12 protein-coding genes are annotated in these 13,532 nt (G+C 34.2%); 4 read left to right on the top strand and 8 right to left on the bottom strand.

What is annotated here, in order from left to right:
* Positions 1–103 precede the first annotated feature (103 nt).
* Complete coding sequence (locus QI155_RS08840; protein ID WP_281321455.1) at positions 104–304, top strand: hypothetical protein; 201 nt, start codon at positions 104–106, stop codon at positions 302–304.
* A 182-nt stretch (positions 305–486) separates the two neighbouring features.
* Positions 487–2,106, top strand: coding sequence for a methyl-accepting chemotaxis protein (locus QI155_RS08835; protein WP_281321454.1), 1,620 nt, complete (start codon positions 487–489; stop codon positions 2,104–2,106).
* Between the two features lie 474 nt (positions 2,107–2,580).
* Here the strand turns inward: QI155_RS08835 and QI155_RS08830 are convergent, their stop codons facing one another.
* The 8 genes from QI155_RS08830 to leuS all read right to left on the bottom strand — a co-directional run bounded on the left by QI155_RS08830 (position 2,581) and on the right by leuS (position 10,699).
* Positions 2,581–4,143: an AAA family ATPase gene (locus tag QI155_RS08830; protein WP_068861685.1), complete on the bottom strand. Its 1,563-nt coding sequence runs from the start codon at positions 4,141–4,143 to the stop codon at positions 2,581–2,583.
* Positions 4,140–4,634, bottom strand: a complete 495-nt coding sequence (locus tag QI155_RS08825) for a L,D-transpeptidase family protein (RefSeq protein WP_068861686.1) — start codon at positions 4,632–4,634, stop codon at positions 4,140–4,142. The genes QI155_RS08830 and QI155_RS08825 overlap by 4 nt, the downstream gene beginning before the upstream one ends.
* Positions 4,609–5,391, bottom strand: a complete 783-nt coding sequence (gene mtnP / locus QI155_RS08820; RefSeq protein WP_068861688.1) for an S-methyl-5'-thioadenosine phosphorylase — start codon at positions 5,389–5,391, stop codon at positions 4,609–4,611. The genes QI155_RS08825 and mtnP overlap by 26 nt, the downstream gene beginning before the upstream one ends.
* Positions 5,392–5,835: 444 nt before the next feature.
* Positions 5,836–6,684: a DNA polymerase III subunit delta gene (gene holA, locus QI155_RS08815; protein WP_281321453.1), complete on the bottom strand. Its 849-nt coding sequence runs from the start codon at positions 6,682–6,684 to the stop codon at positions 5,836–5,838.
* 85 nt (positions 6,685–6,769) lie between these two features.
* On the bottom strand, positions 6,770–7,270 hold the full coding sequence (gene lptE / locus QI155_RS08810) for an LPS assembly lipoprotein LptE (protein WP_068861735.1): 501 nt from the start codon (positions 7,268–7,270) through the stop codon (positions 6,770–6,772).
* A 2-nt stretch (positions 7,271–7,272) separates the two neighbouring features.
* Entirely contained in the window at positions 7,273–7,704 is a 432-nt protein-coding gene (locus tag QI155_RS08805) for a DUF86 domain-containing protein (RefSeq protein WP_254045512.1), read from the bottom strand.
* Positions 7,682–8,128 (bottom strand): nucleotidyltransferase domain-containing protein, encoded by a 447-nt coding sequence (locus QI155_RS08800; protein ID WP_068861733.1) that lies wholly within the window; start codon positions 8,126–8,128, stop codon positions 7,682–7,684. The genes QI155_RS08805 and QI155_RS08800 overlap by 23 nt, the downstream gene beginning before the upstream one ends.
* Before the next feature lie 48 nt (positions 8,129–8,176).
* Positions 8,177–10,699: a leucine--tRNA ligase gene (gene leuS, locus QI155_RS08795; RefSeq protein WP_068861732.1), complete on the bottom strand. Its 2,523-nt coding sequence runs from the start codon at positions 10,697–10,699 to the stop codon at positions 8,177–8,179.
* A 276-nt stretch (positions 10,700–10,975) separates the two neighbouring features.
* Here leuS and waaF point away from each other — a divergent pair, with 276 nt between their 5' ends.
* On the top strand, positions 10,976–12,430 hold the full coding sequence (gene waaF, locus QI155_RS08790) for a lipopolysaccharide heptosyltransferase II (RefSeq protein WP_281321452.1): 1,455 nt from the start codon (positions 10,976–10,978) through the stop codon (positions 12,428–12,430).
* The gene (gene waaC / locus QI155_RS08785; protein WP_281321451.1) at positions 12,423–13,421 is read left to right on the top strand and encodes a lipopolysaccharide heptosyltransferase I; all 999 of its coding nucleotides are present in this window, start codon (positions 12,423–12,425) and stop codon (positions 13,419–13,421) included. Before waaF ends, waaC begins: the two co-directional genes overlap by 8 nt.
* The last annotated feature ends 111 nt before the right edge of the window (positions 13,422–13,532 follow it).

The raw sequence follows: 13,532 nt of genomic DNA, 5'->3' as shown, positions 1-13,532 counted from the left end.
AAAAAAAGGAGGATTCTTCGCTATCGCTCAGAATGACAACATTCAGAGGAGATTCTTCACTACGCTATCGCTTCGTTCAGAATGACAATAAAGGAGGATCAGAATGACGGTAAAAGAAGTGCAGAATGACAACTTTTTGTCATTCCGAGGGACTCAATGTCCCGAGGAATCTATCAGAAAAAAAGGAGGAGATTCTTCGCCTTCGACTCAGAATGACAAAAAAAAGAGGCTCAGAATGACAAAAAAAGAGGCTCAGGATGATAAAAAAGAGGCTCAGAATGACAAGAAAGGAAGTTCAAGATGACAGAAAAAGAAGTTCAGGATGAAAGAAAACGAGTTTAAGGATGACAGAAAAATGCTCAGGATGAAAGTGAGAGGAAGCAGAATCAACGAAAGAAATTAAAATGATAAAAAATCGGAAACAACAAAGTATGGATTCTCAAGGTTATGTAAAACTTTAAATATTTCAAAATGAGGGGGGGCAAAATGCTTAAGAATTTAACAATTGGCAAAAAATTAACAGTGGGCTTTGGAGTTATTATATTTTTGATTGTTCTTTCAGGGGGAATAACATTTTATCTTTTAAGTTCTATGAAACCTTTAGCAGAGGACATTGATGAAAGGACTGACAAATTTCAACATTCAGCTACAATAAGGGCGAGTGTTTTAAGAATTGCATTAAGTGTTGAAAAAATATCAACAGAAACTGACCAAAGGAAAAAGGAAGAGATAAAAAAGGAAATTGAGGGTTATAGAGAAAATTATAGAAAAAGTTTTGAATTCTTAGAAAATACAACAAGAACAGAACAAGGTAAAAAAGTTTTAGCAGAAGTTAAAGAAGCAGTTTCTGATTTAAGAAGTTTTAATAATAAAGTTATAGAACTCTCCTTTGCAGGGAAAAATAAAGAAGCAGTTGAGTTAATAAATAAAGAAGTTGAACCAAGAATAGAAAGAGTAAACAAAGCAATAGATGGTTTAGTTAATTTCCAATACGACGGACTTAATAAAAGGGCAAAGGAGATAAAATCCCTAATTACAAAAGAAATAACAATAGTAGGAATTATAACTTTATTCAGTATTGTAGTAGCAGTAGTATTTTCTACTTTAATTTCCCGTTCAGTCCGTAAACCAGTATCAGAATTAAAGGAAGCCCTTGAAAAAGTAGCCCAGGGAGATTTAGCAGTTAATATCAAAATAGAATCAAAAGATGAAATTGGAATGATTTCACAAAGTCTGAAAGATGCCATTACAAGTATCAAATCTCTTATAGCAGAGTCAAAGACAATATCAAGCTCTCTTGCTTCTTCTTCTGAACAACTATCAGCAACAACAGAGGAGATATCAAGAAATCTAAAATCCCAGACAGAGAGAGCCTCACAGATAGCATCCTCTGCAGAGGAAATGTCACAGACAGTTGTGGACATAGCAAAGAATGCATCAAACATAGCAGAGGTAAGTGTAACAACAGCTAATGTAGCAAAAGAAGGTCGTGACATGACCCTTAAGACAGCAAATGAAATAAAAGTAATAGAGGGAGCAATACAGAAACTATCAGAGGTAATAAATGTATTAGGAGACAGGTCACGACAGATTGGCGAAATTGTAACAGTAATTAAAGATATTGCGGATCAGACAAATCTTCTTGCCTTAAATGCAGCAATTGAGGCAGCAAGGGCAGGTGAGCAAGGAAGAGGCTTTGCTGTTGTAGCTGATGAAGTAAGAAAATTAGCTGAAAGAACCACCAAAGCAACCGATGAAATAGCAGAGATGATAAGAGGAATACAGACAGAGGTAGATGTTGCAGAAGGCTCTATGGAGGATGCAACAAAAAAAGTGGCAAGTGGTGTAGAACTTTCAAATCAGTCCTCCCAGATATTAAATCAAATACTAAATAAAGCACAGGAACTTCAGAGCATGATACAGCAGATTGCATCTGCAACAGAGGAGATGTCATCAGTGACAGACCATATTACGCAGGATATCAGTAGTATTGCAGAAGGTTCTAAGGAAATCTCTTCAGCAGTGGAACAATCAGCCCATACAGCATCAGACATAGCAAGATTAGGTGCAGAGTTAAACACAGCCATTGGTAGATTTAAAGTATAAATCACTTAAATTGATTGTGGAAAGACTGTCTCATATTGTTATTATGATGAGCTTAATGCCCCAAAGTGTCGTCCTGAGCACTTCAGCTTTGCTCAGGATAAACTGTTCGAAAGAACTCATTTCCTTTTCTGTGATCCTTCGGGGTTCAATACCCCGAAGGATCTTTCATTGTTTTTTATAAAATCGGAATGAGATTCTTCGGGCTAACGCCATCAGAATGACAATTCACTTAGTCTGTCCTTCCATTTTCCTCTCATTATTAGATTATACCCCATATTCATAATATACGATGACAGGAAAATATGCTCATAATGACACCCTTTTTTTGTCCCCCTGAGGCGTAAGCCGAAGGGTCTCATTCCTTTGAAAAAGGAGGAGATTCTTCACTCCGCTTACGCTTCGTTCAGAATGACAAAAAGGGGTAGGAATGACAGAAAAAAATTATAATGACAGAATAGGGGTAGAACTATTCTATTACCCAGAAATAATCTTTATATCAAGAATTTTCTCTACATTAAAATTTCTTTCCTGTTCTCTCATTTTACAGAAAGCTTTTAATCCGATGAATTCTTTATTTGCATACTCCATTTTGCCAATCCAAAGAGGTATAACTTTTCTTTTTGACTTAACATCTGTTGATTTTAAATATACAATTTCAATTTCTTCTTTGTTTTTTATTGCCCTTTCAATCATAGAAATTTTTTCTTCAACAGGTAGCTCTCTGTTAGCATGCTTGTATTGAAAATGGGTAAGAAATTTTACAATCCTTCTGTCAAGGAGTATGTGTTTCTGTGTAACTGGCTTTTTAAGTATAAGTCCATCAAGACTTTTACATCTTGACAAAGCGACATAGAGCTGTCCATGAGAAAAAGTACCCCTTCCAAGGTCGATTATTACCCTGTCAAAGGTCAATCCCTGACTTTTATGAATTGTAATTGCCCATGCAAGCTTTAATGGGTATTGGGTAAACTGTCCAACAACTTCAGATAATATTTTCTTTCTTTTGCTGTCATATTTAAATTCATACATCTCCCATGTAAAGGGTGTAATTTCAACAATGTTTCCATTTGTTAATTCGACAAATATAATGTCTGGCTCTGTTTTCCTTTTTTCTATTTCTATAACTCGTCCTATATCTCCATTAATCCATCTACCCTTTGAATCATTGTTAAGTAGCATTACCTGAGAATCAATTTTTATTGTTAATTCCTGCATAGTGGGAAGCTCTGATTCATTAAATTGTCCATCAATAAAACCATAATATTTAAACTCTTTACCCTTTATCTTAGAAAGTTTTTCAGAATTAATCTTTTCAGCCATCTTATTTGTTGTTGTTAAATAAATATAAAATTCCTCATCCTGAGGAACAAAATCAGGCATTACTCTTTTGTTTAATTTGTTTAAATCTTCATCTGTAACAGTATTATTTCTTATTGCATTAAGGATGTTTAGGAAATCTGCATCCTGTTGCCTGTAAACTTTTTCAAATTCTAAAAATTCGAATTCACATTTATTGAAAACTTCTGCATCAAAAAAATAGGGAGTTTTGTAAAATTCCTTAAAAATATCCCTTTCTTTGTATGTAACAACAGGAGGAAGTTGATAGAGATCACCAATAAAAAGCATCTGTATTCCACCAAAGGGTTTATTTTTCTTTCTCCCATGCAATTTTAGAAAAATATCTATGCAGTCAAGGAGGTCTGCCCGTAACATTGATATTTCATCTATTATGATTGTGTCAACCTTTTTATAGAGTTGAGGATTTTTTGGTTTTATTTCTTTTACTTTATGGGGTGTTATGTCAGGTTTAAAGTTAAAGAATGAATGTACTGTTTGTCCTTTGATATTTACTGCTGCGACTCCTGTTGGAGCTAAGACAGCAATTTCTTTTTTGGTATTTTCCCTTAAAAAACTTAGAAAAGTAGATTTACCAGTGCCTGCTTTACCTGTAACAAAGAGATTTTTATTTGAGTTTTCAACAAGTTCAATGGCTCTTTTGAAATCTTCGTTAATTTCAATGTTTTCAAGGTCAATCATGGTAGTATTTCAATTGGAGTTCCGTCAGGAACAAGATTCCATATTTCATCCATTTCTTCATTGGTTACAGCAATACAACCCTCTGTCCAGTCTTCAATTATATGATATTTACCAAGAAATTCAACACGTTTTGAAAGTCCATGAATAACTATGTCACCACCAGGATTTGCACCTAATCTTACAGCTCTTTCATAATCCATTTCATTTGGATAGGATATCTTCAAGGATTTATAAAAATTACTGTTTGGATTTCTACCAATAATGTAATATCTACCTTCAGGAGTTTTTCCATCTCCTTGAATAGTTTTTTTGCCCTCTGGATTCTTTCCCAGTGCAATTCTGTAGGCTTTGATTATTTTGCCTTCTTTCATAAGAAACATAGCCCTTTTTGATTTTATTACAACTATAAGGTCTGCAAAATCCTGTGCAAAGGAAAGATTAGTAAATACTAAAAAAATCGATAAACTAAAAAGAAGCGTCTTTAAGAGCATCTTTACAGGAACAATATCTTTCTTGGGGTAAAATACTCAAAGTTTCTTTTATAAGCTTTCTAATATGTTCAACTTTTTCATTCATAGTCTCTACAACTTCTTTTACAGTAAGTTTACTCTTTGATATACCTGCAGCATAGTTGGCTACAACAGTCAAAGCAACATAGCAAATTTCTGCCTCCCTTGCTAAGGATGCCTCTGGCATGAGAGTCATTCCTATTATATCTGCTCCGATATTTTTATAAAATTTTATTTCTGCAGAAGTTTCAAGTCTTGGTCCGTTTATGCAGATATATGTTCCTTCAGTAAAAAGGGAAATTCCCATTTTCTCGGCTGACTTAAAGATGAGGGTTCTTAATTCCTCACAAAAGGGATTTGTAAAATCAATGTGTACAACCTTTGGTCCGTCAAAGAAGGTATTTTCTCTCATTCCCTGAGTGAAATCTATAATTTGATTTGGAATAACTATACTTCCAGGAGGAATATTCTCATTGAGGGAGCCTACTGCAAAAACTCCGAAAATTCTTTCTACCTTTAATTCTTTAAATCCGAAAATATTTGCTCTGTAATTAACTTTATGAGGTGGAATTGTATGTCCTTCACCGTGTCTTCTTAAGAAAAAAATGTTTTTGTTATCAATTTCTTGTAATTCATAGGCAGAGGAGGGTTTACCATAGGGTGTTTCCAATGTAAAAGATTTTAGTTCTATCTTTGATTTACTAAGTCCGCTTCCGCCTATTATACCAATTTTCAATATTTCCCTCACTTTTTTAATTTATGATATTTTCTAAGTTGTCCCTTTGTCAACTTTTTCATTCTAATTTTACCTTTCTCCTTAGCCTTTTTGTCATTCTGAGGGAGCGTAAGCGACCGAAGAATCTAATCAGGAGACCCTTCGGCTTTGCCTTAGGGTGACAGAGGAGAGGGTTATCCTGAGCGCTAGCGAAGGATCTCATTCCTTTCTGTCATTCTAAAGGAGCGTAGACGAATGAAGAATTCCCTCCTTATCTCTTCCTCTCATCTATCTACAAAAATTTTTCTTTGAGTTTTAAAATCAATAACGGCACTTGTAGTAGTCTGAGTAACCTCAGCATAAGAACTAAATAGGGAAATTCTATTTTGATTTCGCTTTGTTTTTCTAATTCTTCAAAGACTTTTTTCAATTTTTCTTTTAATTCCATGCATTAAAGTATCACAAATCTTAATCTTTCATCAAATCATAGACAAGCATGTCAAGACTAAAAGAACGAGACTTCCTTAAAGAAAGATTTGCATTATAAAGGAGGGAATAAATTTTTTCATTAGATTCAGCTTTATTTGAATAATACCAGTTTAAAGCACCGAGAATTATATCTGGTTCCATATTTTTCAATTTATCAAGGATTTCGAATGCTTTTTTTTTATTTTTTTTCTTTATTGCCTCAATTAAATCAAAGGCTGTAAATTCACCAAGCTCAGTAAGAATATCCTTAATTTCAAATAAATCAATAGAAGATTTTTCTGTCAAAAGAGCAATCTTTTCTATTTCTGATGAAATTAAACCAGGTTGTCCGCCTGTTATATCAATTAAATAAAAAACAGCATTGGGTTTTAAGTTTATTCCATGTTCTGAGGCTTTATATTTTATCCATTCTGGAAGCTCTTTTTCAGGGATGTCAAAGTTAAAAATTATAGAATTCTTGTTATTTTTGAGATATGATATTTCTTCTCCAAACTCCTTAAATGAAGCATTGCACATTATTATAATGCTGATAGATGCCTTTAGGTTTATTATATTCTTTAGCCAATCAACTCTTTTTTCTGTTTTTTTAATCTTTTCAAAATTGTAAACAATAAGTATTCTTTTTTGAGTAAACAAAGAAGGAGAAATAAATGAGTTTTTGTCAATTTCATCGGGGGATTCATAGGTTTCTACTGATAGAGGATCAAAGTTCTTACGGATAAGTCTTATTCCCTCAAATAGGAAAAAAGGTTCCTGGGAATAGCAGAAATAAAGAATTTTTGGAAGTCCTTTCTTTATTTCCTGTTCAAATTTCTGTATTTCAAGCATAGTAATTTCTAAAATGAGGAAATTATTCGATATTGCTCAGAATAACAAGCGATTTTTTTCTCTTCACTGAACTTTTTTTGAGTTTTCATGTTCTTTCCTCTTTTTCAAAAATGAGCTTTCTTATCATGTCTTCGCATATATCACGAAGCAATGATTCAATAGCAAGTTCTTTATTAGCAATTACACTCTGTAAATCCCTCGTAGTTCTGAAAAATGTTATAAAAGGCGAAGATGGTGAAAATTCTTTTATTTTCTGCTGTCCTTCGTAAAAATTTACTCTGACATCCATTATAATCTGATATTCAACAGTATTAAGCCCAATCTCTGAAAGAGTTACCAACCGATAATTCTTTATCTGAATATCAATAACTCTGTTGGCAGAGGAAGTAAGCGTGAAGCCATTGTTAGCAAGTGTCTGATAGACGATCTTTCTCATTTTATCCTGAAGTCCTGGTTCAAGTGTAAGATTTTCAACATTTCTCAAATAAATTTCCTGAAATGGTAGGTCAGTCTTTGTATGAATACTATATCCACAACTCAGTGTAAATAGAGAAAAAAACAGCAATAATAAAATAAGTTTTTTCATTTTTATTTCTCCTTGATATAAGCATCTATAAATTTTCTTATTTGCCGTAAAAACTCTTCTATATCGCCAAGATTATTATTAAAAATCTGAAATAACTCCAACGGAGTAATTTCACTATAAAAATGGACCATCCTGTTACGGTAGCCTGCCATCATAAATAGTTTATCTGAAAGTTCCTCTGTGACAACTCCTCTATTTCCCAGTTCCTTTGCAATTTTCTTATATTCAAGCTCTTTAAAACCATAAGTCTTTGTGAGAATATGTCTACCAATGTCAAATACAGCCTCCAGAGCTCGTCTTAAATAACTCTCTACATAAGCAGGATTTCTTTTGTCAGAAAAAAACTCTTCCTGAGATATTCCATGAAAAGTTCTTAGTTCATTGAGGCATTCCTCTATAAAGCCAATTAAATCAGCTATCCGCTTTATATTCAAACTGGAAATAACCATTCTCTATTGCCTCTAAGATGTCTTTTATAAATTCTTTCTGCTTGAAAGATAAATCAGCAGCCTTTTTCATGATAAATTCTTCATATTCATCGGCAAACTCTTCATTCTTTGCGTATATTCGTATTCCCTTGATAATCTCATACTGAAAAAGTGAGTCCTGCTCGTGCATAAATACAAGGTCTATCTCAAAGGGCTCAAAGAGAATTGAAAAATCCCTGTAAAGCTCTCCATAGGTCAAAATCGGAGCAGGAGGAATTTCTTCAAAATAAACAGCAATGTCAAGGTCTGAATATGGCTCAACAGATACTTCTTCTCCATCAATATACCTCTTTCCAGCCTCAGCCTGAGAACCAAAAAGATATATCATGGAAATTTTATATTTTTCAGCTATTTCACTAAGCGAAAGCATATAATTATGATACCATAAATTTTATATTGCAACTTCTTAAAGATTAAGTTACTTCACCACTATATTTACAAGTTTACCTTTTACAGGGATGACTTTGAGGATTTCCTTTTCATCTATCCACTGCTTTACCTTTTCGTTATTAAGGGCTATTTTCGTAATTTCTTCATCGCTTAGCCCTTGAGGAATCATAATTTTTGAGCGAACTTTGCCATTTATCTGAACAACAAGTTCAATCATCTGTTCACGGGCAAGTTCTTCATCATACTGTGGCCATGGCTCATTGAGAATAAAGCCCTTTTCTCCTATTTCATGCCACAGTTCTTCTGCAATATGAGGTGCAAAGGGACTTAAAAGTATAAGAAAATTTTTCAAAGCAAATTTAAAAACTTTACGTTCCTCCTCAGTTTTAGGCTCAAAATGGTAGACTTCATTAACAAACTCCATTAATCTTGCAATGGCTGTGTTAAATTGATATTCCTTTTCTATGTCAAAGGTTACCCTTTTTATTGTTCTATGGATTAGGCTAAGGATTGAAAGGGAAGAAGGCTCAGGGTGACTTAATTCTCCCTCTGTCTCTTTAAGCCAGCTATGATGCTTATAGATCAATGAATACACTCTCTTTAAAAATCTATGCGCACCCTCTACTCCTTGTGAAGACCATTCAAGGTCTTTTTCAGGTGGCGCTGCGAAGAGAGAAAAAACTCTTACTGTGTCTGCTCCATAAGTTTCTATCATTTCATCGGGATCAACAATATTTTTCTTAGACTTTGACATCTTTTCCACCCTTCCAATTTGCACATCTTTTCCACAGTGAATGCATTTACCATCCTTTATTTCCTTAGGAAATAACCAATCATGCTCAGGACAACGATAACTTTCCATGCAAACCATTCCCTGGGTAAGAAGTCTCTGAAAGGGTTCATCAAAAGGAACAATCCATAAATCTCTGAGAACCTTTGTAAAAAATCGTGCATAAAGAAGATGTAACACCGCATGCTCAATTCCACCAATGTATTGGTCAACAGGCATCCAGTATTTTATTTTATCTTTATGAAAAGCAGATTCATCATGAAGAGAGCAGTATCTTATAAAATACCATGATGAATCAACAAATGTATCCATTGTATCTGTTTCTCTTCTGGCATCTCCTCCACAGCTTGGACATTTTGTTTTGTAAAATTCCTGAACATATTTAAGTGGAGACTCACCCTTTCCTGTTAAACTTACATTTTCAGGAAGTATTACAGGTAGGTCTTCCTCAGGTACTGGAACAATGCCACATTGGTCACAATAGATTATTGGAATAGGTGTACCCCAATAACGTTGTCTTGAAATTCCCCAGTCTCTTAGTCTGTAATTTACAGTTTTTTTACCAAGTCCTTTTTCTTCAATGTAGTCAGCAACAGCTTTTTTGCCTTCCTTTGATGACATTCCTGAAAAATTTCCTGAATTAACCATGACTCCCTCATTTTCATATGCTTCTTTAAGGGGATCGGGAAGTTCTTCATTTTCAGGTTTTATAACGACTTTTATAGGTATTCCATATCTTACAGCAAATTCAAAATCTCTCTGGTCATGGGCTGGAACACTCATTATTGCACCTGTCCCATATTCCATCAAAACAAAGTTGGCAATCCATATCGGAACTTTTTCTCCATTAAGAGGATTTATTGCATATTTGCCTGTGAAGACTCCTTCTTTGACTTCTGGTTCACGCTGAAGTAACCTTATTTTTTTAAGTGCGGATTTATCATCACAAAGTTTTTCTGCAAGAGGATGTTCTGGTGAGATACACATGAAAGTTACACCAAAGATTGTATCAGGTCTTGTTGTAAAAATTCTTAAAGATTCTTTCATTCCTTCTATTGGAAAATCAACTTCAACTCCTTCACTTTTTCCAATCCAGTTTCTCTGCATTGTAAGAACTTTCTCAGGCCAGCCAGTAAGTTTATCACAGTCCTGAAGTAGCTCTTCTGCATAGGCTGTTATTTTCAAAAACCACTGCTCAAGCTCCTTTTGCTCAACCTGACTCTCACATCTCCAGCAAGCACCATCAATTACCTGTTCATTTGCAAGAACTGTAGCACAGGAAGGACACCAGTTAACAAAAGATGATTTTCTGTAAGCAAGACCCTTTTCATAAAGTTTTAAAAATATCCATTGATTCCATCTGTAGTATTCTGGAGCGCAAGTTGTAACCTCGCGCCTCCAGTCATAGCTTAAGCCAAGCCTTATAAGCTGTTTTTTCATGTAGTCAATATTTTCATAAGTCCATTTTGCAGGATGAACTCCGTGCTTTATTGCAGCATTTTCTGCTGGAAGTCCAAAGGCATCCCATCCCATTGGATGAAGAACCTGAAAACCTTTCATTTTTTTATATCTTGCAATTACATCTCCAATAGCATAATTTCTTACATGACCCATGTGAATTTTTCCACTTGGGTATGGGAACATTTCAAGGCAGTAAAATTTTGGTTTAGAGTTTTCCTCATTAACTTCAAAAATTTTTTGCTCAATCCATACCTTTTGCCACTTTTTTTCTATTTCGCTATAGTCATAATTAGATTTCATTATACTTCCTCCAGCCTCTTTTTTGCTTATTATATAGATAAAAACACCAAAAATTCAAATAAATTGAAGGATTTGAAATTGCCGATAGAGAAAAGGCTGTCTTTCGCTCATAAGAGATTTTTTGACAGTTCTAAACTTGCTCCGCTACAGCCGCAAAACTCACCTTTCAGGTTCAAACAGTTGCGGCTGTTACGCTCCGCACTTCTCTAATGGCAATTTTGGGAGGGATTTGGAGATAATTTGCACATGAGTATTGATAAAGCTTAAAATACAATCATGGAGAATATCCTGATTCGCGGTGTTAATTGGGTTGGTGATGCTGTTATGAGCCTTCCTGCAGTAAGAGGTATAAGGAGGCTTCATCCTAACTCAAAAATATCTATTCTTGTAAAAGAAAAGGTAGCTGATATCTTCAGACTTGAAAAAACGATTGATGAAATAATTACTTATGGGAATGGATTAAAGGGAAAAGTCGATACAATAAGACAGTTAAGGGAAAGAAACTTTAAAAGAGTCTATCTGCTTCAGAATGCCTTTGATGCGGCATTAATAGCCAGTCTTGCAGGAATTCCAGAAAGAGTTGGCTGGAACAGAGACTGTAGAGGTTTTCTTCTTACCCACCCTATTCCATATCATAAAGAGGATAGAAAAATTCACCACATAGAGTATTTTTTCCAAATACCAAAGAGATTTAACCCTACTTTAAATCCTGATTATCCCTGGATAAACCCTAATCTTGAATTAAGAATTTCTGCTCGAAGGGAACTTAGAGAACTTAAAAGGCCAATCCTGGCAATTGCACCAGGAGCAAAATATGGAGCTACTAAAAGATGGGAATCCTGGAAATTTATTGAAATAATTAAAAGGTTTACAGATCAGTTAGGCTCAGTAGTAATTTTTGGGGATAAGGAAGAGGATTTAAAAATCGAAAAAATGAGGGAATTAAAAGATAAAGTATATGATTTTACAGGTAAAACAACTCTTTTAGAACTAATCTGTCTTCTTTCAGAATGCGATCTTTTACTTTGTAATGACTCAGGAATTATGCATCTTGGCTATGCCACAGGAATTCCTCTTGTAGCAATTTTTGGTTCTACATCACCTGAGCTTACAGGACCGCCAAAATTTGCAGGTAAAGTAGTAAAAGCTAATATAGATTGCAGTCCCTGTTTTAAGAGTAAATGCGAACATATAAAATGTATGAAATCCATAGAGGTTGAAGATGTCTGGAATGCTTTATCAGAACTTATCCCATCTAAAAGAGTTGTTTTTTTCGATAGAGATGGAACTCTCTGCAAAGATGCAAACTATTTATCAAGATGGGAGAATTTTGAGGTATATCCTGATATTGATGCATTAAGGGAATTAAAAAATTTAGGATTTCTTCTTATTGGGATAAGTAACCAATCAGGAATAGCAAGGGGTATTGTAAAAGAGGATTTTGTTCAGGAGGTCAATAAATTTTTTATTGATAAATACGGATTTGATGACTTTTTTTACTGCCCCCATCATCCCGATGAAGGATGTTTTTGTCGAAAACCAAATCCTGCAATTGCTATAATATCACGCTACAAATACAATATTAACTTTAAAAAATCCTATGTAGTGGGCGATAAACAAATAGATATAGAGCTTGCTCAGATGATAGGTGCAAAGGGAATTTTAATTGAAAAAGATGCTAAAAATTTAAAAGAAGTGGTTGATATTATAAAAAGAGATTTCGATGATTAAAGGAAATGAGAAAATTCTTATAATTAAACCAAGCTCTCTTGGAGATATTGTCCATTCTTTGCCTCTCTTAAATACTCTTAAAGAAAATTTTCCCTCCACTAAAATTCACTGGGTTGTTGCAAAAGGTTTTGAGGAACTTCTTACTGAACATCCTTTAGTTGAAAAACTGATAGTCATAGATAAGGATAAATGGAGGTCAATAAAAAATATTAACAGTACAATTAGAGAATTTTTTAATTTAAGGGAAGAACTAAAAAAAGAACAATATGATATTGCCATAGACCTTCAAGGACTTTTAAGAAGCGGAATTATTACAATGCTAAGCAAAGCTCCAATTAGAATTGGTTTCAAAGAATCAAGAGAATTTAGCACAATTTTTTACAATAAAAAAATTTCTGCATCTATTGAAAAACATGCTGTTTTTCGTTATCTTGAAGTTGCCAAAGAACTTGGATGCACAATAAATGAAATAAAATTCCCCCTTCCAAAACCCAAAGAACCAGAATGGCTTAGAGAATTAAAGGATTTTGTTGTAATTATTCCATCTGCAAGATGGCAATCTAAAAATTGGCCTCTTCCCTATTTTGTTGAACTTGTTAAAATGTTACCATACTCTTTCCTTATTGTCGGCTCAAAATCCGATGTTTCCGAAGCATTAAAGATTGAAGAATACTCAGAGGGTAAAGCAATCTCTGTGGCTGGAAAGACTACACTTAAAGAATTAATTGTTATATTTAATAAGTCTTTATTTGTAATAACACCTGATACAGGAACAATGCATCTTGCTACAGCCTGTGGCAAAAAAGTTGTAGCTTTATTCGGACCTACATCGCCTAAAAGAACAGGTCCCTTCGGAGAAGGGCATCTTGTAATTACATCAGGACTTAATTGCAGTCCCTGTTTTAGAAAAAAATGCGAAGACCAAAAATGTATGAGAGAAATAACACCTCAAATGGTATACAATAGGATAGTTGAATGGAGTCAACTATGAAAAATCACCTCCTTCAGAAACAGGGTGAAAGAGTATGATTAACAAAAAAAGGTTGTTTTTTAGTAAGCATAGCCCATACTGTTCTAAGGAGCTTGTGAGCCACAGCAAGGA

It is taken from the genome of Thermodesulfovibrio sp. 1176 (assembly GCF_029946585.1).
GTDB lineage: Bacteria > Nitrospirota > Thermodesulfovibrionia > Thermodesulfovibrionales > Thermodesulfovibrionaceae > Thermodesulfovibrio.
Note: the sequence above shows the minus strand (reverse complement) of the source record. Positions and strands in the feature narration are given on the sequence as shown.